Source organism: Micromonospora sp. LOL_023 (assembly GCF_048060115.1).
GTDB lineage: Bacteria > Actinomycetota > Actinomycetes > Mycobacteriales > Micromonosporaceae > Micromonospora_E.
The window spans coordinates 78,177-100,068 of the sequence record NZ_JBHMIM010000021.1 but is presented as its reverse complement, the minus strand read 5'-3'; the positions used below and the strand labels follow the sequence as shown (position 1 = coordinate 100,068).

At 71.6% G+C, this 21,892-nt stretch carries 16 protein-coding genes; 8 read left to right on the top strand and 8 right to left on the bottom strand.

Going from position 1 to position 21,892, the window contains the following annotated elements; translation table 11 throughout:
* Nucleotides 1-477: transposase (locus ACFHVL_RS14010; RefSeq protein WP_416628177.1), on the top strand; the 477-nt coding region annotated here is incomplete at its 5' end.
* 86 nt (nt 478-563) lie between these two features.
* Here ACFHVL_RS14010 and ACFHVL_RS14005 read toward each other — a convergent pair.
* Together ACFHVL_RS14005 and ACFHVL_RS14000 are read right to left on the bottom strand one after the other, a co-directional pair.
* On the bottom strand, nt 564-2,246 hold the full coding sequence (locus tag ACFHVL_RS14005; protein WP_416628176.1) for a PrsW family glutamic-type intramembrane protease: 1,683 nt from the start codon (nt 2,244-2,246) through the stop codon (nt 564-566).
* 48 nt (nt 2,247-2,294) lie between these two features.
* Nucleotides 2,295-3,461 carry an FUSC family protein gene (locus ACFHVL_RS14000; protein WP_416628174.1) on the bottom strand — a complete coding sequence of 389 codons (1,167 nt, stop codon included), beginning with the start codon at nt 3,459-3,461 and terminating at the stop codon, nt 2,295-2,297.
* A 118-nt stretch (nt 3,462-3,579) separates the two neighbouring features.
* On the opposite strand from ACFHVL_RS14000, the gene ACFHVL_RS13995 reads away from it, so the two are divergent.
* On the top strand, nt 3,580-4,974 hold the full coding sequence (locus tag ACFHVL_RS13995; RefSeq protein ID WP_416628172.1) for an FAD-binding oxidoreductase: 1,395 nt from the start codon (nt 3,580-3,582) through the stop codon (nt 4,972-4,974).
* Between the two features lie 39 nt (nt 4,975-5,013).
* On the opposite strand, the gene ACFHVL_RS13990 is transcribed toward ACFHVL_RS13995, so the two are convergent.
* Nucleotides 5,014-6,834, bottom strand: a complete 1,821-nt coding sequence (locus tag ACFHVL_RS13990; protein WP_416628182.1) for a glycerol-3-phosphate dehydrogenase/oxidase — start codon at nt 6,832-6,834, stop codon at nt 5,014-5,016.
* Between the two features lie 50 nt (nt 6,835-6,884).
* On the opposite strand from ACFHVL_RS13990, the gene ACFHVL_RS13985 reads away from it, so the two are divergent.
* Together ACFHVL_RS13985 and ACFHVL_RS13980 are read left to right on the top strand one after the other, a co-directional pair.
* Nucleotides 6,885-9,452: a S8 family serine peptidase gene (locus ACFHVL_RS13985; protein WP_416628171.1), complete on the top strand. Its 2,568-nt coding sequence runs from the start codon at nt 6,885-6,887 to the stop codon at nt 9,450-9,452.
* An 11-nt stretch (nt 9,453-9,463) separates the two neighbouring features.
* Nucleotides 9,464-10,501 (top strand): GNAT family N-acetyltransferase, encoded by a 1,038-nt coding sequence (locus tag ACFHVL_RS13980; protein ID WP_416628169.1) that lies wholly within the window; start codon nt 9,464-9,466, stop codon nt 10,499-10,501.
* A gap of 185 nt (nt 10,502-10,686) precedes the next feature.
* Here the strand turns inward: ACFHVL_RS13980 and groL are convergent, their stop codons facing one another.
* Both groL and ACFHVL_RS13970 read right to left on the bottom strand, forming a co-directional pair.
* Nucleotides 10,687-12,309: a chaperonin GroEL gene (gene groL / locus ACFHVL_RS13975; protein WP_416628168.1), complete on the bottom strand. Its 1,623-nt coding sequence runs from the start codon at nt 12,307-12,309 to the stop codon at nt 10,687-10,689.
* 505 nt (nt 12,310-12,814) lie between these two features.
* Nucleotides 12,815-13,018: a cold-shock protein gene (locus tag ACFHVL_RS13970; RefSeq protein ID WP_416628167.1), complete on the bottom strand. Its 204-nt coding sequence runs from the start codon at nt 13,016-13,018 to the stop codon at nt 12,815-12,817.
* A gap of 237 nt (nt 13,019-13,255) precedes the next feature.
* Here ACFHVL_RS13970 and ACFHVL_RS13965 point away from each other — a divergent pair, with 237 nt between their 5' ends.
* The 4 genes from ACFHVL_RS13965 to ACFHVL_RS13950 all read left to right on the top strand — a co-directional run bounded on the left by ACFHVL_RS13965 (nt 13,256) and on the right by ACFHVL_RS13950 (nt 17,323).
* Complete coding sequence (locus tag ACFHVL_RS13965) at nt 13,256-14,176, top strand: serine hydrolase (RefSeq protein WP_416628165.1); 921 nt, start codon at nt 13,256-13,258, stop codon at nt 14,174-14,176.
* A 61-nt stretch (nt 14,177-14,237) separates the two neighbouring features.
* The gene (locus ACFHVL_RS13960; protein WP_416628164.1) at nt 14,238-14,795 is read left to right on the top strand and encodes a GNAT family N-acetyltransferase; all 558 of its coding nucleotides are present in this window, start codon (nt 14,238-14,240) and stop codon (nt 14,793-14,795) included.
* A 20-nt stretch (nt 14,796-14,815) separates the two neighbouring features.
* Nucleotides 14,816-16,405, top strand: coding sequence for a glycoside hydrolase family 43 protein (locus tag ACFHVL_RS13955; RefSeq protein ID WP_416628162.1), 1,590 nt, complete (start codon nt 14,816-14,818; stop codon nt 16,403-16,405).
* A 48-nt stretch (nt 16,406-16,453) separates the two neighbouring features.
* Entirely contained in the window at nt 16,454-17,323 is an 870-nt protein-coding gene (locus ACFHVL_RS13950; protein WP_416628161.1) for a M28 family peptidase, read from the top strand.
* Between the two features lie 98 nt (nt 17,324-17,421).
* On the opposite strand, the gene paaN is transcribed toward ACFHVL_RS13950, so the two are convergent.
* The 3 genes from paaN to thrC all read right to left on the bottom strand — a co-directional run bounded on the left by paaN (nt 17,422) and on the right by thrC (nt 21,884).
* Nucleotides 17,422-19,104 (bottom strand): phenylacetic acid degradation protein PaaN, encoded by a 1,683-nt coding sequence (gene paaN / locus ACFHVL_RS13945; protein WP_416628160.1) that lies wholly within the window; start codon nt 19,102-19,104, stop codon nt 17,422-17,424.
* An 86-nt stretch (nt 19,105-19,190) separates the two neighbouring features.
* The gene (locus tag ACFHVL_RS13940; protein WP_416628158.1) at nt 19,191-20,201 is read right to left on the bottom strand and encodes a GNAT family N-acetyltransferase; all 1,011 of its coding nucleotides are present in this window, start codon (nt 20,199-20,201) and stop codon (nt 19,191-19,193) included.
* A 378-nt stretch (nt 20,202-20,579) separates the two neighbouring features.
* Nucleotides 20,580-21,884, bottom strand: a complete 1,305-nt coding sequence (thrC, locus tag ACFHVL_RS13935) for a threonine synthase (RefSeq protein WP_416628157.1) — start codon at nt 21,882-21,884, stop codon at nt 20,580-20,582.
* Nucleotides 21,885-21,892: the final 8 nt, after the last annotated feature.

Sequence of the window (21,892 nt, the reverse complement as noted above, 5' to 3'; positions counted from 1 at the left end):
GCGTTCACCTTCGACTTCGACACCCGCCACGGCGTCTGTCCCCAGGGCAACACCAGCACAAGCTGGTCACCCTGCCGACAACGCGACACCGACACCATCGTGGTGTCCTGGCCGAAGACCGTCTGCCAGCCCTGCCCCACCCGCCAGGAATGCACCCGCGGCACCCGCCGCCAGATCACCATCCACCCCCGTGACCTACACGAAGCCCTCACCGCTGCCCGCATCCAGCAGAACACCTCCGAGTGGAAGGCCCGCTACGCCGCCCGCGCCGGAATCGAGGGCACCATGCGCCAGAGCACCCATGTCACCGGAACCCGTACCGCCCGTTACCGGGGCCTGCCCAAGACCAGACTCGAACACACCCTCGCGGCCACCGCGATCAACATCATCCGCCTCGACAGCTACTGGACGGGACGCCCCCTCGACCGCACCCGGACAACACACCTCCAACGCCTCGACTTCACCCTCGCCGCCTGACCTACACCGAATAAGCCATCAGGGTCCCAACGGGATCACGGTGAAACAGACATCGGTGTCCGGGCGGTCCGCACGCCCACGGCCAGCTAGCTCGGCGGCGGGCCGGAACCCGGCGGCGGACTGTAGTGACCGGGCCGGACGTGGTAATCCGAGGGCGGACGGTAGCCCGGAGGAGGTGGGCCGCCGAAGCCGGGCGGCGGGCCGTAGCCCGGTGGGGGTCCGTAGCCCGGTGGGGGTCCGTAGCCCGGAGGAGGTCCGTAGCCCGGAGGAGGTCCGTAGCCCGGAGGAGGTGGGCCACCGAAGCCGGGGGGCCAGCCCGGTTGGCCGCCGAAGGCGTAGACCGGTGGGGGTGGTGGCGGTGGCGCGGTCAGCACCACCGGGATCGGCACCACCGGCTCGTCCGGTGCGTCGACCTGCCGCTGGCTGCCGTCCGGGAAGGTCATCTGGTAGTGCTCGCCGTTCCACAACGCCTGTGGGGCCTGCGGATCCCGGCCGACGAACGCCTGCCGGTAGCCGGCCAGCGCGGTGAGTAGCCGCTGTTCCTCCCTGGTGTGCCGGGCCAGCTGGCTCGGCTTGGTCTCCAGCCCGCGCAGTTGCCCGTCGCGCAGCAGCGCCAGCTTCGTGGCGGCGGCCTGGAAGTCGCGCATCGCCCGTACGCCCGGGTCGCCGGCGACCCGGCTCGCCCATCGCCGGGCGGAATGCCGCCGGCCCAGGCTGCCGAGGGCGGCGACCTCCGGCGGGGTCAACCAGCCGGCTCGTACGTAGTCCGGCAGGGTCCGCTCGGTCAGCCGACCTTCCCAGCTGCGCAGCCACACCGCCAGGCCGACCATCCCGAAGAAGATCGGCACCATCAGCCCGATGTAGCCGTACAGCAGGATCAGCGTCTGGCCGGTCGCCTCTACCAGGGTCGGGATCAGATTCCAGGTGCCGTGCAGCATCATCGCCAGCAGAATCCCGGCGGTCGGGGCGAGGATCCGGACCCGGCGGTCGGCGCTGCGCGCGGCGATCCCCAGTCCGACCCCGGCCATCGAGGTGAACAGCGGGTGGGCGAAGCCGGTGAACAGGATCCTGACGATGAAGATGGCGAAGACGTTCTGCACTCCGGTTGCCGGGCCGTACTCGTCGGCACCGGCGGCGTAGCCGTAGCCGCCGAGGTAGAGGATGTTCTCCACCATCGCGAAGCCGATCGCCGACATGCCACAGTAGACAATGCCGTCGGTGATGCCGGACCACTCGCGACGCCGGGTCAGCAACAGCAGGATCGGGCCCAGCGTCTTGGTCAGCTCCTCGATGAACGGTGCGACCAACACCGCGACCAGCGCCTCCGAATAGCCCAGCTTGTACAGCAGATCGGCCGAAAAGTTGTTCACGTTGAGCGACGCGTAGGTGGAGACGAAGGCACCCCAGGCGAAGCAGAACAGCAGATAGTGCACCGGCTCCGGCTCGTAGCGATCCAGCCACAGGAAGCAGGCGACCAGCACCGGCACCGGAAGCACGGCGGCGATCACACCGACAGTCAGCGCGACCGGACCGAGCGCCGTGCCCAGGTAGGCGAGGATCGCCACTCCGCAGCCGGCGATGAAGACCACGATGCCGGCCAGCGCCAGCCAGCGTAGCCACGCGCTCCGCCGGATCCGCTCAGTCGGCCCGGGTTTGCTTGCCGGCGCAGGTTGCACCGGCCGACCGACCGGCACCGGCTGGCCCGCTGGTTCGTCCGCGTCGGGCGTGGGGGGTTCCTGCGGGGAACCGCCGGGCACAGAGTCGACCATTGGGTCAGCGTAGTCAGCCGATCGCGACGCCGGGGATCGCGTCGGGACCTAGCCGTTGCCCCGGTGCCCGAACGCCTCGCTGACCAGCTGCTCCACCTCATCGGGCTCGCTGCCGCTGGCCCGGACCAGGTCGCTGGTGGTGGCCCGGATCTGGGCGACCACCACACTGCCGTTGAAGCCGACCCCGGCCTCGTACGCCTGGCCGGCGCATTCGGCGGCGTCCAGCGCCCGCCGCCGGGTGCGCACCGGCTCGACACCGGCGTCGAGCTCGTGCCGCAGGGCACGAACGGCCTCGCCGAGGTGCCGGATCGCCAGCGGCAGGGCGGAGGGCACCGGCTCCTCCTCGACCAGCATCGACACCACCCGGCGGGTCAACACCCGGGAGTTGCGCAGTGCCCGGGTGAGGTACTCGGCGCCTTCGGCGTACTGGGCGAGCGGGCCACGAGCCCGCCAACGTACCGGGGCCAGCACCGCGGTCTCGTGCCCGGCGTGCACTGCGTCCCGGAACTCGGAGAGCTCCTTCTCCGCGTCGTGCAGCCGGCGGGACGCGGACTGGGCACGGCGGCGGTCACTGTTGGCCAACGCGTCGCCGCTGCACACCAGCATGTCGGCCAGTACGTCGAGCGCCGGGTCGGCGGCGCGGCGCACGATGGTCAGCGGGTTCAGTGGCAACAGCAGGATCAACACGACCAGGCCGACCAGACCGCCGACCAGGGCGTCGATGAATCGGTCCGGGTAGAAGCTGTTGGTCGTCGGGGTCACGGTGGCGACCAACACGCCGGACGAGGCCGCCTGGGTGACCAACGCGCCGCCACTGCCGAGGAAGACCGCGGCGATCACCGCGAGCGGGACGATCAGCGCCAACTGCCAGGTGCCGGTGCCGATGGCGATGATGATGGCGTCGCCGATGGCGATCCCGATCGCGACTCCGACGACCAGTTCGGCAGTGCGTTTGAGCCGTTGGCCGATGGATGCGCTGAGGATGACCACCGCGGAGATCGGGGCGAAGATCGGCATCGGGTGGCCGATCACCCGAAGGGAGATGAACCAGGACAATGCGGCAGCCAGGCCGGCCTGCAGGGCGAGTACGAGATTCGCCCGGACCCGTTGGGACCGGGCGTGATACTCCATCGAGCCCCGGACGCGGACAACGGTCAGCAGCCCGGCGAGGCGGGGTGCCGCCGCCGCACGGGTCGGCTTTTCGGCGGCGGCCATGCGGGCAGCGTACCTGGCGAAATATCTTGAATGTCGGTCTTGTCACCGAAGGCGTAGCCGATGGTGGACGACCGGCACCGGTGGTCGACCCACCGGCGGGCTGGTTAGCCTGCGAGCCATGTCCGACCTCATCGACGCCCTGCGCGCGGCGCTGCCCGGCGACGCGGTGCTGACCGACCCCGACCTGCTGCGCGGTCACCAACGCGACGAAGCGGACCTCTGCCTCGCCGGCACCCCGGCCGTCGTGGTCCGGCCCCGCACGACCGCCGACGTGGTCGCCACCATCGGCGTCGCCAGCCGGTACGGCGTACCGGTGGTGCCGCAGGGCGCCCGCACCGGGCTGGCCGGTGCCGCGAACGCCATCGACGGTGCGGTGGTGATCTCCACTGTCGCGATGGACCGGATCGTCGACGTCGACCCGGTCGACCGCACCGCCGTCGTGCAGCCCGGCGTGGTCAACGCCGCCCTGGCCGCCGAGGTGGCCCGGCACGGCCTGCGCTACCCGCCGGACCCCGGTTCCTGGGAGTCGTCCACCATCGGTGGCAACGTGGCCACCAACGCCGGCGGAATGTGCTGCGTCAAGTACGGCGTCACCAGTGAGTACGCCATCGGGCTGGAAGTGGTGCTGGCCAGTGGTGAGGTACTGCGCACCGGTCGGCGTACCGCCAAGGGGGTGGCCGGCTACGACCTGACCCGGCTGTTCGTCGGCTCCGAAGGCACCCTCGGGGTGATCACCGAGATCACCGTCGCGCTGCGCCCGGCCGCCGACGAATCGCTCACCCTGGTCGCGGTCTTCGACTCCACCGCTGAGGCCGGCACCGCTGTCGCCGACATGGCCTCCGGCGGGTTGGCCCCCAGCCTGCTGGAGCTGCTCGACCGCACCCACCTGCAGGCGATCGAGGCGTACCGGCCGATGGGGCTGCGTACCGACGCCGCCGCGCTGCTGCTCGCCTCGGTCGACACCGGTGCCGCCGCCGGCACCGACCTGGAACGGATCGCGCGGGTCTGCACCGCCGCCGGTGCCACCGAGGTGTACGCCGCAAGTGACGCGGTCGAGGCCGCCGCCCTGCTGCAGGCCCGCCGGCTGGCCCATCCGGCGATGGAACGCTTCGCCGCGCAGGCGTTCCCCGAAGGCAACGGCGGCCTGATCATCGACGACGTGGCGGTGCCCCGGTCGACGCTGGCCCGGATGCTCGACGGGGTCGCCGCGATCGCCGAGCGGCACCAGATCGCGATCGGCGTCGTCGGGCACGCCGGAGACGGCAACCTGCACCCCAACATCGTGGTCGACCGCGCCGACCCGGACAGCCTGGCCCGGGGCCGGGCCGCGTTCGACGCGATCATGCGGCTCGGGCTGGATCTGGGCGGCACCTGCACCGGCGAACATGGCGTCGGGCTGCTCAAGCGCGACTGGCTGGCCGAGGAGATCGGCCCGGTCGGGATGCGGGTCCACCGGGCGATCAAGCAGGCGCTCGACCCGACCGGCCTGCTCAACCCCGGCAAACTCCTCTGAGCTGGCGGCCGGCTCAGCCAGCCCGGCTGAGCCGGCCGGTCAACTGGTGGTGATGTCGGTGTCGGTCGGCCAGTCCACGCCCCGGTCGGCGGCGAACCCCCGCACGTCCGCCGCGCCGAGCCGGGCCGCGTCGGCGGTCGCGTCGTCCGGCATCCGCTGCGACTGCAGCTCAGCCGCCACCCGCCCCTGGTAGTGCTCCACCTCGCGGGTCCGTACCGCGTCGTCCCAGCCCAGTGCCCGGCCCATCACCTCTGCGGTGTGCTCGGCCGAGTCGTTGCCCCGGTGCGCCGTCTCGATCGAGATCCGGGTCCGACGGGTCAACACGTCGTCCAGATGCAGCGCGCCCTCGGCGCGGGCCGCGTACGCGATCTCAGCGGCGAGATACTCCGGTGCCCCGGAGACCGGGCTACCCAGCAGCGGATCCTTGTCGATCATCGACAGCAGCTCCACGGCGAGGGTGCCGTACCGCTCCAGCAGGTGCTCCAACACCCCGGCCGGTACGCCGTGCCGCCGGGCCATGTCGGCCCGGTCCCGCCACATCGCCGCGTACCCGTCGGCACCGAGCAACGGCAGGTCGGCGGTGCGCGACCGCCGGGTCACCCCGAGCCGGGCCGCCGCCCGGTCCACCACGTCGGCGGCCATCACCCGGTACGTCGTGTACTTTCCGCCGGCCACCAGCAGCAGCCCGAGCATCGGCTCGACCACGGCGTGCTCGCGGGACAGCCGCGACGTCGAATCCGCCTCACCGGCCAGCAGCGGCCGCAGCCCGGCGTACACGCCCTCGATGTCGCGCGGCGTCAACGGCCGGTCCAGCACCGTGTTCACCTGATCGAGCAGGTAGCCGATGTCCCGCTCCGACGCAGCCGGGTGGGACCGGTCCAGCCGCCAGTCGGTGTCCGTGGTGCCGATGATCCAGTGCCCGCCCCAGGGCAGCACGAACAGCACCGAGGTGGCGGTACGCAGGATCAGCCCCGCCTCGCCGGTGATCGCCGATCGGGGCACCACCAGGTGCACGCCCTTGGACGCGCGTACCCGCAGACCAGGCCGGACCCCGACGTCGCCAAGCATCCGCGACACGTCGTCGCTCCACACCCCGGTCGCCGCGATCACGGTGCGGGCCCGTACCTCGAACTCGGCGTCCGGGTCACCGGGCCGGGCCTCCATGTCACGCACCCGCACCCCGGTCACCTCACGGGCCTGGCGCTGCAGCCCGACCACCCGGGCGCTGGTCACCACGGCCGCGCCGAGGCTGGCCGTGGTCCGGGCCAGGGTGACCACCAGCCGGGCGTCGTCGACCTGCCCGTCGTAGTAGCGGATCGCCCCGGAGAGCACGTCGGGGCGCAGGCTGGGAAAGACCCGGCGGGTGCCCTCGCGGGACAGGTGCTGGTGCAGTGGCATGCCACGGCCGCCGCCGAACACCCCGGCGAAGGCGTCGTACGCGGCGACACCGGCGCCGTAGTAGGCCCGCCGCCAGGCCCGACCCGGCAGCGCCCGCAGCCCGGTCGTGCCTCCCTGCGGCAGCGGCACCAGGATCGGCACCGGCCGGACCAGGTGCGGGGCGATCCGGGTGGCCAGCAGGCCACGTTCGGTCAGCGCCTCGTGCACCAGCCCCAGTTCGAGCTGCTCCAGGTAGCGCAGACCGCCGTGGATCAGCTTGCTGGACCGGCTGGAGGTGCCGGCGGCGAAGTCGCGGGCCTCGATCAGGGCGACCTTGAGGCCACGGGACGCGGCGTCCAGGGCGGCACCGGTGCCGGTGACACCGCCACCGATCACCAGTACGTCGAACCGCTCACTACGCAAACGGCGAAGGTCGGCTGCGCGGCGGGCCACAGAGAGCTGGCCGGCGGCGTACCGGGAGATGGCAGGGTCACGCACCCGTCCACGGTAACCGGCCGCCTATCGTGGCGAACATGACGCAGGCCCCTGGCTCTCCCGACCCCGGCTACCCCGGTCACCCGTACCCTGGATCTGCCTATCCCGGTTACGGCTATCCCGCGACGGTTGTCACGGCGCCGGGACCGTGGCCGGTGGTCGCCGCCGCCGTGCTCGGGGTCTTCTCGCTCGCCGTCACCGCGTTCGCCCAGGCCGGCGGCTGGCTGGCCGATCAGGTGCTACTGGCCAGTGGGCTGCCCACGCCGGCAGTGGTGTGGCCGCTGATCGGGCTCGGCAATGCCCTGCTGGTCGGGCTGCCCGCCATGCTGCTGGCGTTGGTACCGCGCTCGGCGGCGGTCCGGGTGACCGGGCGCACCTGGCTGGTCGGCGCGTTGGCCCTGGGCGGGTTCGGACTGCTCCGGGCCGTCCCCAGCGCCTACCACGAGCTGTACCTGCTGCTGCTCGCCGCGCTGGCCGCCGCTGGCGCCTTCGGGCTGCGGGTGCTGCGGCTGCGGGTGCTGCGGCTGCGGGCCGAGCCGGGCGCTGCCGCCGAGGAGCCGGGCACCGCCGCCGCGCCTGGCCGCGACCAGCCGACCGCGTGGCTGATCGCCGGTACGGCCGGGCTCGTCATGCTGCTGCCCTGGGTGTGGTTCGGCGCACTCGGCGGCGCGGTGGAGACGTTGCTGGCCGTCGCGGCGGCCGCAGCGGTCGGCTGGTACGCCGCCGAAGGACTGCCGCCCGGCTTCTGGGCTGCGATCGGCGGCTCGGCCCGTGGTCCGTCGGCGGCCCGGACCGTGCTGCTCGGCGGGACGGTCGCCGGGGTCGGGCTGGCGCTGCTCGCCGCCGGTATCGGCCAGGCCGGGGTCCAACTTGCCGCCATCGTGGTGCTGCCGCCGACCGGCTACGCGGTCGCCGCGATCATCTGGGCTGCCGGCCGGGCCGGCAGCGGCGCCGTAGCCGAGCCGGCCAGCGGCGGCGTGGCCGGCAGCAGCGCCGTAGCCGAGCCGGCCAGCGGCGGCGTGGCCGGCAGTGGGCCGGTCGCCGTACTGGCCGCGCTGTCGGTCGCCGGGCCGCTGGCCTTCCTCGACGCCGAGGAGGTGTCGCTGCTCCTGGCGATGGGGCGGGACCTGCCGTTCTGGGCGGCGGCCGGCGCGGGTACCGGGCTGGGGCTCGCGGCGGCGTTGGGTCTCGGCTTCGGTCTCGGCTTCGGTCGGGCACGGGCCGGTTGGCCACGCCGGTGGGTGGCGGCAACGACCGTCGCGGTCGTCGCGGTGGCCGGCGCCGCCGTGTTCCTGACCGCCGGTCAGCCGGGGCTGCACGGCGAACGACTGTTCGTGGTGATGAGCGAACAGGCCGACCTGTCGGACGTACCCCGGGCGACCGGGCCGGCGGCCCGCGACGCCCGGGTACGCGAGGTCCACCAGCGGTTGATCGACACCGCCGAGACCAGCCAGGCCGACCTGCGCCGCGACCTCGACCGTTTCGGCCTGTCGTACACGCCGTACTACCTGGTGAACGCGATCGAAGTGGACGCCGGACTGGCGGTCCGGGCGTGGCTGTCGCGGCGCGCCGACGTCGACCGGGTGCTGGTCAGCCAGCAACTGCGCCCGCTGCCGGCCGCGATCGCCGGCTCCACCGGCGAGGAGTCCGCCCCCGAATCACCGGCGTGGAACCTCACCATGATCGGCGCCGACCGGGTCTGGTCGCAACTGGACGTCGACGGTGCCGGCATCGTCGTCGGCTCGTCCGACTCCGGCGTGGACGGCGGCCATCCCGCGCTGGCCGACGGGTTCCGCGGCGGCGACGACTCCTGGTTCGACCCGTGGAACGACACCCGTACGCCGACCGACAACAACGGGCACGGCACCCACACCCTCGGTTCGGCGGTCGGAGCCACCGACATCGGGGTCGCCCCCGGGGCTTCCTGGGTGGGCTGCGTCAACCTGGACCGCAACCTCGGCAACCCGGCGCGTTACCTGGACTGTCTGCAGTTCATGCTGGCCCCGTTCCCGCCCGATGGGGATCCGTTCACCGACGGTCGCACCGAACGTGCCCCGCACGTGCTGACGAACTCCTGGGGCTGCCCGGCGATCGAAGGGTGCGACCTCGACTCGCTGCGTCCGGCCGCCGAGGCGCTGGCCGCCGCCGGGCTGATGATGGTCGCCGCGGCCGGCAACACCGGGCCGTTCTGCGACTCGGTCGACGACCCGCCGGCGCCGTACTCCGATGTGCTGACCATCGGCGCGGTCGACAGTGACCGCCGGGTGACCGATTTCTCCAGCCGGGGGCCGACACCGGACGGCGAGACCAAGCCGGACCTGGTGGCGCCGGGGGCGAGTGTGCTGTCCGCCATGCCGGGCGGCGGCTACGCGGCGCTGGACGGTACCTCGATGGCGGCGCCGCACGTCGCCGGGGTGGTCGCGCTGATGTGGTCGGCTAACTCCGCGTTGATCGGCGATGTGGACCGGACCACCGAGATCCTGCGGCAGACCGCCGGCCGGGCGACCACCGGAACCGCCGAGATCTGCGGCGACCCGGCGAATCTCACCGGATCCGGACTGGTCGACGCGTACGCCGCGGTGCAGTCCGCCCGGTCTGCCGGCTAGGGTCGGCGGTCGTGGCACGCGAATCCGTCTCCGGGACCCCTGTCGAGTTCACGGTCGAGGAGTTGACCGAAGCGCACCGGCCGGCCGTGATCGAGCTCTGCCGTGCCTCGCTCGACCTGCCCGAGGACGCGGCTGAGGCGGCCGAGATAGTCACCCGGCTGACCAGCTGGGCCGCCGACGAGGCACCGAGTCCCGGCGTGGCCGCCGTGGTCGGCCGACGACGGACCATCGCCCTGGTCGCCCTGGTCGACGCGACGGTACGCGGGGTGGTGCTCGGGTCACTGGCGCACCGGGACCCGTCGATCGGGCATCTGGACCTGATCGCCGTACACCCGGATTTCCGTCGGCAGGGCCTGGGTCGGACGCTGATCGGCCGGGCGGAGAGCGCGCTGGCCGCCCTCGGTGTCAGTGAGGTGCTGCTGGCCGGCAATCCGCCGTACTACGCCTGGCCGGGAGTCGACGTGCGCTACACCCCGGCGGTGTGCCTGGCGATGGCGCTCGGCTACCGGCAGGACCGTACCGCCTGGAACATGACGGCTGACCTGGCCTCGGCGGAGTCTCCGGCGTTGCGGGACACCGACGCGGCCGAGCACCGGTTGTCGGCGGCCGGCATCACGGTACGTCGGGCGACGCCCCGGGACGTGCCGGCGCTGGTGGAGTTCGCCCAGTCCACGTTCGGTGACGCGTGGGCCGCCGAGGTGGCCCAGTCGGTCGGCCCGGCGGGGGCCGGCTGTCACCTGGCGGTACGCGAGCCGGCCGACGCGGCGGACGGGAGAGCCGCCACCTCATCGGTGGCAGCGGCGGTCGAGGTGCTCGGGTTCGCCGCGTACGGCTCGTCGCGGCCCAGTTGGTTCGGCCCGATGGGCACCGCGCCGACCGCCGAAGGGCTCGGTATCGGGGCGACGCTGCTGCGCCGGTGTCTGCGTGACCAGCGGGCGGCCGGGCACGACCGCGTGGAGATCGGCTGGGTGGGTCCGGTGCCGTTCTACGCCTCGGCGGCCGCAGCCCGCATCGAACGAGTCTTCTTCCTGTACCACAAACAGCTCTGACCCACCAAGATCCCGACGATCTTGCACTTATCGACGGACAAACCGGGCAAAAGCTCTCGATAACTGCAAGATCGTCGCGGGAGGGCGTCGCGGGAGAGGGTCGCGGGAGGTGGGAAAAGGCCCGCGGGGCGGTCACCGGCGAAGTGTGCTGCCGGTGACCGCCCCGCGGTCTTTGTAACGTGGACTCAGAAGTCCATCTCTCCGCCGCCCGGCGCGCCTGCCGGGGCCGGGTTCTTCTCCGGCTTGTCCGCCACCACGGCCTCGGTGGTCAGGAACAGCGCCGCGATCGACGCGGCGTTCTGCAGCGCCGACCGGGTCACCTTGGCCGGGTCGATGATGCCGGCCTTGAGCAGGTCCACGTAGTCGCCGTTGGCGGCGTTCAGGCCGTGGCCCGGCTCCAGGTTGCGGACCTTCTCCACCACGACGCCGCCCTCAAGGCCGGCGTTCACGGCGATCTGCCGCAGCGGGGCGTCCAGCGCGATCTTGACGATCTGCGCGCCGGTCGCCTCGTCGCCGACGAGGTCGAGCTTGTCGAAGGCGGTCTTGCCGGCCTGCACCAGGGCGACACCACCACCGGGGACGATGCCCTCTTCGACGGCGGCCTTGGCGTTGCGCACCGCGTCCTCGATGCGGTGCTTGCGCTCCTTGAGCTCCACCTCGGTGGCCGCGCCGACCTTGATCACCGCAACGCCACCGGCCAGCTTGGCCAGCCGCTCCTGCAGCTTCTCGCGGTCGTAGTCGGAGTCGCTCTTCTCGATCTCGGCCCGGATCTGGTTGACCCGGCCCTGGATCTGCTCGGCGTCACCGGCACCGTCGACGACCGTGGTCTCGTCCTTGGTGACCTGGACCTTGCGGGCCCGGCCCAGCATGTCGATGGTCACCGCGTCGAGCTTCAGGCCGAGCTCCTCGCTGACGACCTGGCCGCCGGTGAGGATCGAGATGTCGGTCAGCATCGCCTTGCGGCGGTCGCCGAAGCCGGGCGCCTTGACGGCAACCGACTTGAAGGTGCCCCGGACCTTGTTGACGATCAGGGTGGCCAGCGCCTCGCCCTCGACGTCCTCGGCGATGATCAGCAGCGGCTTGCCCGACTGCATGATCTTCTCGAGGATCGGGAGCAGGTCCTTCACCGAGGAGATCTTGCTGTTGACGATCAGGAGGTAGGGGTCGTCGAGGACGGCCTCCATACGCTCCGGGTCGGTCCAGAAGTAGGGCGAGATGTAGCCCTTGTCGAAGCGCATACCCTCGGTGAGCTCCAGCTCCAGCCCGAAGGTGTTGCTCTCCTCGACGGTGATGACGCCTTCCTTGCCGACCTTGTCCATCGCCTCGGCGATGATCTCGCCGACGCTGGAGTCACCGGCGGAGATCGACGCGGTGGACGCGATCTGCTCCTTGGTCTCCACGTCCTTGGCGAGCTTGCTCAGCTCCTCCGCGACGCTCGTCACGGCAGACTCGATGCCCCGCTTGAGGGCCATCGGGTTCGCACCGGCCGCGACGTTGCGCAGCCCTTCGCGAACCAGCGCCTGGGCCAGGACGGTCGCCGTCGTCGTGCCGTCACCGGCTACGTCGTCGGTCTTCTTGGCGACCTCCTTGACCAGCTCAGCGCCGATCTTCTCGTACGGGTCCTCGAGCTCGATCTCCTTGGCGATGCTCACACCATCGTTGGTGATGGTGGGCGCACCCCACTTCTTTTCGAGCACGACGTTGCGGCCCTTCGGGCCGAGCGTCACCTTGACGGCGTCGGCGAGGGTGTTCATGCCCCGCTCGAGGCCGCGGCGCGCCTCTTCGTCGAACGCGATCATCTTGGCCATACGGCGTTGTCCTCCTGGACGCTCGCGGCACCGGGGCCGGTCGACCCCGCCATGCCGCCTGCTTTACGCACCTTCGGACGTCACTACCTGGCGACAGTGACGTCCGCCGGCCGGGCCGGATAGCCCGCGACGACCGGCCATCTCCGTGGCTCCCGGGAGGGAACCACGGCGGTGACCCCACCGCCCCGACCATTGGCACTCCCGGTTGGCGAGTGCCAATCCTTGTTTAGCACTCTCCCCTGTCGAGTGCAAGCGAATGGCGCCTTGCCGCCGGGTTGATCCGGGGCTGGACGGCGGGCGGGAGGACCGGGCGACCGCGTCGACGGAGCACGAAACGAGGGCCAGCCGAGCACGGGACGACGACCGGAGCCGAGCACCGGACGACGACCGGAGACGATGGAAGGCACCGGGCTCCGTACGGAGAACCGACGCCTTGAGGCTTGCTACGGCCGACCTGAGGGGTGCGGGGGTCGGCTTGCCGACCGACCAGCCCGTACCGGCGGGGTCAGCCGACGACCCGGACCCGCTCCGCCTGCGGACCCTTCTGCCCCTGACCGATCTCGAACTCGACGCGCTGCCCGTCGTCGAGCGCCTTGTAGCCGTCCATCTCGATGGCGGAGAAGTGGACGAAGACGTCCTCACCCCCGTCGACCGCGATGAAACCGTAGCCCTTCTCGCTGTTGAACCACTTCACGGTGCCCTGTGCCACGGTGCACTTCCTCACATCTGTCGTGCCGGGCCTCTGCCGGCCCCCAGGCAAGGCGTGTTCGCCTGGCCGGAGCCACCGATCGGACCATCCGTGCGGGCGCCCGAGTACAGCAGCCAGATTCGCACGCTACACGAGGCCGCACCCCGCCGCACTACCCCAAATAGGGACATTAGGCCACGGTCAAGTCTCCCGGGCATCACGTTTCGTTGACCACGTGTGTCCCGTACACCGCAGAACGTGAAATCCGGACGCCACCGCGCGGCCGGCGGCCGGGCCACCCGCCGGCCGGACCGCTCCGCGCCCCGGCGCCAGCACCGCCGGGCCGGGCAACGCCACCCACCGATCGCCGCCCTGGGGTTGCTCATCGTGCTGTTGGCGTTCGTCAGCTGGCTGCCCGGCGACGTCGGCCTGCCACCACCACGGCAACCTGGCTGGACGATCTCCGACGGCGACCAGCGCATTGTTCTGCTGCGCGACGCCGTGGTCCCGGTGCCCACCGACGGATTCTTCTCCTGGGCGGCGATGAACCGCCGGACCGGGCTGCTGACCGGATCGGCGAACCTCAACGCACAGAGCGACACCATGTCGCTGGTGAAGGCCTGGCTGGCCGCCGACGACCTGCGCCGCGCCGACGAGCGCGGCCAACTCCCCCGCCCCCCGCAGCTCGCCGAACTGTCCGCCATCATCCGCGACAGCGACAACCCCGGTGCCGACGCGACCTACGAACGGGTCGGCGGACGGGAGTCCCTGGAGCGGATGGTGCGGGTCTGCGGACTGACCGACACCGCCCCGGTCGACCACCGCTGGAGCAACACCCTCACCTCGGCCCGGGACCTTACCCGGCTCGGCCGATGCCTCGCCGACGGTCGGGCCGCCGGCGAGCAGTGGACTCCCTGGCTGCTCGCCGAGATGCGCGCCGTCCGCGGCGAAGGCGACTTCGGCCCACGGGACACCCTGACCCCCGAGTACGCCGCCACCATCGCCATCAAGAACGGCTGGCTGCTGCGCGACGAGGACCAGCAGTGGCACGTCAGCTGCCTGGCGATCGGCGAGCACTGGGTGATCGGAGCGCTCGCCCGCTACCCCGGCGAACACGGGCTCGACCACGGCGTCGAATTTTGCCGGCAGGTGGGCGCGGCCCTGCTGCTGGTCGCCTGAGTCGGTACGGATCTCGGGATCGCGGTTGTCGACCGCACCAGACAACGGTAGGCATACCGGGATGGAGACCCCCACCCCGACGGTACGGCGCGTGCAGCCGGCGGACGCGGCCCGGATGCGGGCGCTGCGGCTGGAGATGCTGGCCGACTCGCCGCTGGCGTTCCTGGAGCGGCTCGCCGACGCGGCGGCCCGACCCCATCACGAGTACGCCGAGCGGATCGCCCGGGCTTCGACCGGGAGTCTGCTGGCCCAGTTCGTCGCCGAGCCGGCTGCCGAGCCGGCTGCGGACCGCCCGGGACGGTCCGAACGGCGTGCGGGCGGGCAATTCGTGGCGCACGCCGGTGCCCACGTCGCCGCCGACGACCCGGCGACGACCGTACTGTTCGCCATCTATGTCAGTCCGGCCTGGCGCGGCCAGAAACTGCTCGCCGGACTGATCGACGCGGTGGCCGACTGGTCGCGGGCGGCCGGCCGCCCGGAGCTGCTGCTCGAGGTGGTGGTCGGCAACGACCGGGCGGTACGCGCGTACCAGCGGCTCGGTTTCGTCGACACCGGCGTACGCCTGCCACATCCCACGCTGCCGACCCTCACCGAGCTGCAGATGCGCCGGCGAGCCTGACCGAAAGGCGCCTGTCTACTGTGAGCGCGACCCACCCCGCCGAAGCGCACACCTACCGCAACCCGGTCGTCGCCGGCTTCCACCCCGACCCCAGCGTCTGCCGGGTCGGCGAGGACTACTACCTGGTCTGTTCGAGCTTCGAGTACTTCCCCGGCGTACCGATCTTCCACAGCCGGGACCTGGTCGACTGGCGGCAGATCGGCAACGTACTCGACCGCCCCGGGCAGCTGGAGCTGCCGGCCGACACGCCCGCCTCACATGGCGTCTTCGCGCCGACCATCCGCCACCACGACGGCCGGTTCTGGGTCGTCACCACCAACGTCTCGATCGGCCGGCACCTGATCGTCACCGCGACCGACCCGGCCGGGCCGTGGTCGGACCCGGTCCACATCGACCTGCCACACGTCGATCCGTCGCTGACCTGGGACGACAACGGCGACTGCTGGCTGACCGTCTCCGGCGTCGAGTCGTACCGCATCGATCCGACGAGCGGCGCGGTCCACGAAGGTCCGCTGCCGATGTGGTCGGGCACCGGCGGGCAGTACCCCGAGGCACCGCACCTGTACCGGATCGACGGCTGGTGGTACCTGCTGGTCTCCGAGGGCGGCACGCACACCGGGCACGCCGTCTCGATCGCCCGGTCCCGCAGCATCCGGGGCCCGTTCGAGCCCGGCCCGGACAACCCGTTCCTCACCCACCGGAGCACCAACCGGCCGGTGCAGGCAACCGGCCACGCCGATCTGGTCCAGGCCGCCGACGGCAGCTGGTGGATGATCCTGCTCGGCATCCGCGCCAAGGGCCAGTGGCCGCCGTACCACGTGCTCGGCCGGGAGACCTTCCTGCTGCCGGTGCGGTGGGTGGACGGCTGGCCGGTCGTCGACCCGGTCGAACAGACCATGGTCGCCCCCACCGGCACCCCACCGGCCCTGGCCGCCCAGCCAGCCCCGACCGGCGGCGCCGACCCGGGCGGCTTCGGCGACGACTTCGACGACACCCGGCTGGCGCACTGCTGGCTGTCGATCCGCGAGCGCCCGCCAGCGAGCTGGTCGCTGACCGACCGGCCCGGCTGGCTCACCCTGCACGCCACCGGCACGACCCTGGACCGCAGCGGTGCCACCGTCGTGGCGTACCGCCAGCAGCACCACGACTGCCGGGCGAGTGTCCGCCTCGACCCCGGTACCGGACGGGCCGGGTTGACCCTGCGCATCGACGAGGCCCACCACTACGATTTCGAGGTCCACGGCGGCGTGGCCCGGGTCCTGGGCCGGGTGGGGCCGTTCCGTCAGGTCTTCGGCGAGCAGCCGGTGCCGGCCGGCGGCGTCACCCTGACGATCGCCACCCGTACCCATGATTTGCTGCCACCGACGGTGACCTCCGCCGCCGAGGCCGCCGCGCCTGGGGCGCCGTTCGGGGTACGGCCGGCCGGCAGCGACACCGTCAGCTTCGAGCTGGCCACCGACGCGGGCCCGGTGGTCCTCGCCGAACTCGACGGGCGTTACCTGTCCACGGAGATCGCGGCGGGTTTCACCGGGCGGGTGATCGGCATGTACGTCATCGCCGGCAGCGCCGACTTCGACTGGTTCCACTACCGGCCGACGGACGCCGACTGACCGGTCGAGGTGGCCCGGAGGTGGCCACGGGTTGCTACACAGGATCGGGTGACGAAAATCGATCCTGCGGCGCTGCGTGACCATGTGGTCGAGCTGACCAGGCACGGGCCCCGGCACCGCGACAACCCCACGGCGATCGGGCCGGTGCTCGACCACCTCATCGGCCACCTGACGGATTCCGGCTACCGGGTGGCCGTCGAGCGGTACGGCAACGCGGCGCACGAGGTGAACCTGATCGCCGACCTCGGCCGGCCGGTCGACGCGCCGATCGTGGAGGTCGGCGCACACTGGGACACGGTCGCCGGGACGCCCGGCGCCGACGACAACGCCAGCGGCGTGGCCGGCCTATTGGAGATCGCCCGGCTGCTGGCCGTCGATGCGCCGGCCCGCTCGCCCCGCTTCTGCGTCTTCGGCGGCGAGGAGGACGACGAGCCGTTCACCGGCAGCCGGGCGCACGTCGCGCGGCTGGGTGCCGACGGCGTACGGGTCGCCGGGGCAATCGTGCTGGAAATGATCGCCTACCGGGATTCCCGCCCCGGCACCCAACGGATCCCGGCCGAGATGGGCGATGCTCTCGGCGGCGTGGCCGGCCTGGACCGTGGTGACTTCGTCTGCGCCATCGGCAGCATCGAGTCGACCCACTGGTTGGCAGCGTTGCAGGCGGCCGGCTGGATCCAGGAGCCCGCCCTGCCGGTGGTGCCGCTGCCGGTCCCCCGCCAGCACTCCGGTGACGGCGCCCGCAGCGATCACGTCCCGTACTGGGCGGCCGGCTGGCCGGCGGTCATGGTCAGCGACACCGCGAACTTCCGCAATCCGCACTACCACCGGCCGAGCGACACCATCGACACGCTCGACTTCGACTTCGCGGCGGCGGCGGCCGCCACCGTCGCCGAGGCGGTCCGCACGCTGTCCCGGTGACCGGTCACCGGTGACCGGTCACCGGTCACCGGGCCGGACCGGACCGGGCCGGACCGGGCCGGACCGGACCGGACCGGTCACCAGGACACGCGGTGGTGTCAGACGTGTCGGCGGGACTGGACGATCCGGAACCGGTTGGCGACGTACGCACTGTCGGTAAGCGCCGAATTGGCCGCCGCGTTGGCGCCGCTGGCATGAAAGTCGGAGAACGCCGCCGACTGGTTGACGAAAACCCCGCCGGTGAGGTTCGCCGACAGGTGCACGCCGACGTCCAGGGCTGCCGCTTCGACGGCGGCCAGCACCTGCTCGTCGGTGGCGTACACGCCGGCGGTCAACGCACCGCAGGCACCGACCGTACGCCGGAACAGTTCGATGCTCTGCGCGGTCGACTCGGTGGCCACGACGAAGGAGATCGGCCCGAACCACTCCCGGCCGTAGACGTCGTCGGCCGCCGCGTCCAGCTTGGCCAGCAGCGGGGTACGCACCACCGCGTCCGGGTAGGCCGGGTGGGCGACCTCGTGGGACTCCAGCACCGGCTCGCCCAGCTTGGCGGCCTCGGCGAGCCTGGCCAGCACCCGGTCGTCGACGATGGCGCCGATGACCTCGACCGCCCGGGCCGGGTCGCCGGTCAGCTTGCCGATCGCGGCGGCGATGCCGGCGGCCACCTCGTCGACGCTGCGGTGCCCCTGGTCGGTGTCGATGCCGGTGGCCGGCACCAGGATGTTCTGCGGAGTGGTGCACATCTGTCCGCTGTAGAGCGACAGGGAGAAGGCGATGTTGCGGCACATCCCCGCGAAGTCCGCCGTGGAGTCGACGATGATCGTGTTGACGCCGGCCTTCTCGGTGTAGACGTTGGCGTGGCGGGCGTTGGCCTCCAACCAGTCGCCGTACTCGGTGGAGCCGGTGAAGTCGATGATCCGTACCTCGGGACGGCCGGCGAGGACGGTGGCCAACCGGTCGTCCGGTGCCTCTGCGGCGAGCTGCACCAGGTTCGGGTCGAAGCCGGCCTCGGCGAGCACCTGCCGGGCGTAGCGGACGGTGATCGCCAGCGGCAGCACCGCGCCCGGGTGCGGTTTGATCAGCACCGGGTTGCCGGTGACCAGGGAGGCGAACAGCCCCGGGTAGGAGTTCCAGGTCGGGAAGGTGCGGCAGCCGATCACCAGCGCGACACCGCGCGGCACCACATGGAACGTCTTGGTCATCCGCAGCGGTTCGCCCCGACCGGCCGGCTTCTCCCAGCCAGCGGTCCCGGGGTGGCGGGTCATCTCCGCGTACGCGTAGGCGACGGCTTCCAGCGCGCGGTCGAAGGCGTGCGCGGTGCCGGCCTGGAACGCCATCACGAACGCCTGACCGGTGGTGAACTGCACCGCGTTGGCCAGCTCGAAGGCGTTGGCGTGCAGCCGGGCGAGGATCTCCAGGCAGACTCCGGCGCGGGTGCGCGGGCCGGCGTCACGCCAGTCGGGCAGTGCCGCCCGGGCGGCGTCGATCAGCTGGTCGGGGTCGGCGCGCGGGTACCGTACGCCGAGTTCGAGGCCGAACGGGCTGCGCTCGGTCACCACCGGGCCACCGGTGGCGGTGGCGGTGGCCTGGTCGAGGGGGAAGTCCTTTCCGAGGTACGCGCGAAACGCTGCCTCGCCCTGCGCGGCGGCGTGTTCGCCGTAGATCCGTGGGCTCGGCGACTCGGGGTACGCCGACCAGTAGGCACGTTCGGTGATCGCGGTCAGCGCACGGGCCAGGGTGTCGGCGTGCCTGACGTACAGGGGGTGCGGGGTCTCCGTCATGCCAGCCATCATGCCCGACCGACCGGGGCCGTCGGCTAGACCCGAGCCCCGATCGAGGTGTCCGGTCCGGCTGCCGTGGCGGTGACTCAGATCGTCTGCTGCCAGTTCTGCCAGATGTCGACGGCGCGGTAGCCCACCGCCTCGTTGATGGCGATCATGTGACGGTTGCTGTCGGCGTTCCACGTGTCGATTACCCGCAGCGTCGGTTCGTGCCGCAGGATCAGCCGCAGGTTCTCGATCTTGACGATCAGCCCGAGCCGGTGGCCGCGATGATCCGGATCGACGATGGTGATCTGCTGAATGGCGTGCCAGTCGGGCTCGACCGGACAGGTGATGTGGGTCCAGGCGGCGATCCGCCCGCTGTCGACGTGCCGGGCGACGACGTGGTAGCCCCGGACGCCTTGAGCGCGACGGAACGCCTCGGACTCGCGGATCCGGGCGGCGTCGACCTGCTCGGCCTCCCATTCCAGGTCACCCATTGGCGCGTCGGTGATCAGCCGGCCGTCGAGGTAGGCGATGTCGTCGATGTGCTCGTCGGGCACGCTGCCGGTCCAGTAGAGCAGTTCGTAGCCGGCGGCCCGTTGCCAGCTCTCGGCCAGCAGCGCGTCGAGGGCGGCGTCGTCGACCGTGCCGATGTCGAGCCGGCGCCGGACGTCGACCAGCGCGGACTTGGCGCCCAGCGACTGCGCGAAGGCGGTCGGCGCCGGATCCCGGGTCACCCCGCCCGGCATGGTGTCCGCCGAGTGCCCCATGATCCGGGTCCGGCCGGCGTCGCGTACCCGCGCCACCGCGTACGCGTACAGTGCCCGCCCCACGCCACGCCGCCGGTACTCCGGCAGCACCTGGATGTCCAGGCCGGCGTTGTCCAGGTTGTCCAGCAGCGGGTACTCGATCTTTACCAGGCCGACCGGAGTGCCGTCGAGGTACGCGAGGGCGAACTCGGTCCGCACGTTCCGTCGCGTGGACCCGATCGTGGCGTCGAACCACTGGCGGCGGGAGGGCATGTCCGGCACGTGAACCGAGGCAGCTTTGATCCCGTATGCCTGATCGACGGTGGTCGGATCGGCGGGGTCGAGCGGGGCGATGGTGATGTCCATGCTGTCGAGAGTGCCGGTGCGGGATGAGCCGCGCGACCGATTTACCGACAGCCGACCGTGGCCGGCGGCCACTGACGGCGACCTGGTTTCGCGTCGACCGCCACTGCGGACATTTGGTCGGGAGGACGCTCGCACGGCGCCTCCGGCGTCGTCGGTCGTTGGGACCCGGGGTGAGATTGTTGCCAAGCTCTGTCGGGGCCCTTACGGCGAGTCGTCCTCCCGCACGGAGCATCCTGCGCGGTGCAAGTGCAGTCGTCAAGACCCCACCGGCGTGTTTTCTCAACCTATGGCAAAACTCCGACTACAGACCGCACACAGCACATCGGCCGCTCGGCTACGCCGACCGGCCGAAACAGAGGACAGTGTGCTGGTAGAAGGTCAGCCGAGCAGGCCGGCTTCACGAACCGAACGCAACGACGGCTTTACCCGGTGCGTCGGGCCGACCAGGCCGGCAACGGCGTCGATCGTCTTCAGCCCTTCGCCGGTGTTGTAGACGACCGTCTCCGCGGTCGGGTCGAGCCGACCCGCGGCGACCAACTTCTTCAGCACAGCGGCGGTCACCCCGCCGGCGGTCTCGGCGAAGACCCCGGTGGTCCGGGCCAGCAGCCGGATCCCGTCGCGGATCTCGGCGTCGTCGGCGTAGTCCATCCACCCGCCGGTACGGCGGACCGCCTCCAGGGCGTACAGGCCGGCCGCCGGGTCACCGATGTTGAGCGACTTGGCGATCCCGGTCGGCTTCACCGGCACGATCGTGTCGGTGTCGCGGTGCAGGGCGGTGGCGATCGGGTTGCAGCCGGCCGACTGCGCGCCGAACACCCGCCAGCCGTTCGCCGGTGCCTCCACCAGGCCGATCTCGACCAGCTCGCTGAACGCCTTGTCGACCTTGGTAAGCAGCTCACCGCTGGCCATCGGGATCACCACCTGCTCGGGGATCCGCCAGCCGAGCTGCTCGGCCACCTCGTAGCCGAGGGTCTTGGACCCCTCCGCGTAGTACGGCCGCACGTTGACGTTGACGAAAGCGGTGTCCTCGAACTCGTCGGTCTCCACCAGCTCGCTGCAGAGCCGGTTCACGTCGTCGTAGGAGCCGTCGATCGCGACGAGTTCCCCGCCGTACACCGCGGTAGTAATGATCTTGCCAGGCTCCAGGTCACCGGGAATGAAGACGATCGACGGCACACCGGCCCGAGCGGCGTGCGCGGCCACCGAGTTGGCCAGGTTGCCGGTGGAGGCGCAGGCGAAGCGGGTGAAGCCGAGCGTACGGGCGGCGGTGAGGGCGACCGAGACAACCCGGTCCTTGAACGAGTGGGTCGGGTTGGCGCTGTCGTCCTTGACCCACAGCGGCGCCCGGATGCCGAGCTCCTCGGCGAGCGCGTTGGCCGAGATCAGCGGGGTGAAGCCGGGATCCAGGCTGACCCGGGTGGCCGGGTCCTGACCGGCGGGCAGCAGCGGCGCGTACCGCCAGATGTTTGCCGGGCCCGCCTCGATGTCGGCGCGGGTGACGCGGGCGAGAGCCGCCGGGTCGTAGGAGACCTCCAGCGGCCCGAAACACTCGTAACAGGCGTGCTGCGCGGCGAGTGGATACTCGGCACCGCAGCCCCTGCAGACCAGTGCCCGCGCCGGGCTGGCCGAACTCACGGTAGCGGAATCATTGCTGGTGGTGGTTGCGCTGATCAGCGACGTCATGCGAGGCA

Bases quoted from the DNA above. Each gene is read 5' to 3' on its own strand.
- thrC (WP_416628157.1), bottom strand. From the start codon at position 21,884: ATGACGTCGCTGATCAGCGCAACCACCACCAGCAATGATTCCGCTACC.
- ACFHVL_RS13985 (WP_416628171.1), top strand. From the start codon at position 6,885: ATGACGCAGGCCCCTGGCTCTCCCGACCCCGGCTACCCCGGTCACCCG.
- ACFHVL_RS13940 (WP_416628158.1), bottom strand. From the start codon at position 20,201: ATGGACATCACCATCGCCCCGCTCGACCCCGCCGATCCGACCACCGTC.
- ACFHVL_RS14000 (WP_416628174.1), bottom strand. From the start codon at position 3,461: ATGGCCGCCGCCGAAAAGCCGACCCGTGCGGCGGCGGCACCCCGCCTC.
- groL (WP_416628168.1), bottom strand. From the start codon at position 12,309: ATGGCCAAGATGATCGCGTTCGACGAAGAGGCGCGCCGCGGCCTCGAG.
- ACFHVL_RS13960 (WP_416628164.1), top strand. From the start codon at position 14,238: ATGGAGACCCCCACCCCGACGGTACGGCGCGTGCAGCCGGCGGACGCG.
- ACFHVL_RS14005 (WP_416628176.1), bottom strand. From the start codon at position 2,246: ATGGTCGACTCTGTGCCCGGCGGTTCCCCGCAGGAACCCCCCACGCCC.
- paaN (WP_416628160.1), bottom strand. From the start codon at position 19,104: ATGACGGAGACCCCGCACCCCCTGTACGTCAGGCACGCCGACACCCTG.
- ACFHVL_RS13995 (WP_416628172.1), top strand. From the start codon at position 3,580: ATGTCCGACCTCATCGACGCCCTGCGCGCGGCGCTGCCCGGCGACGCG.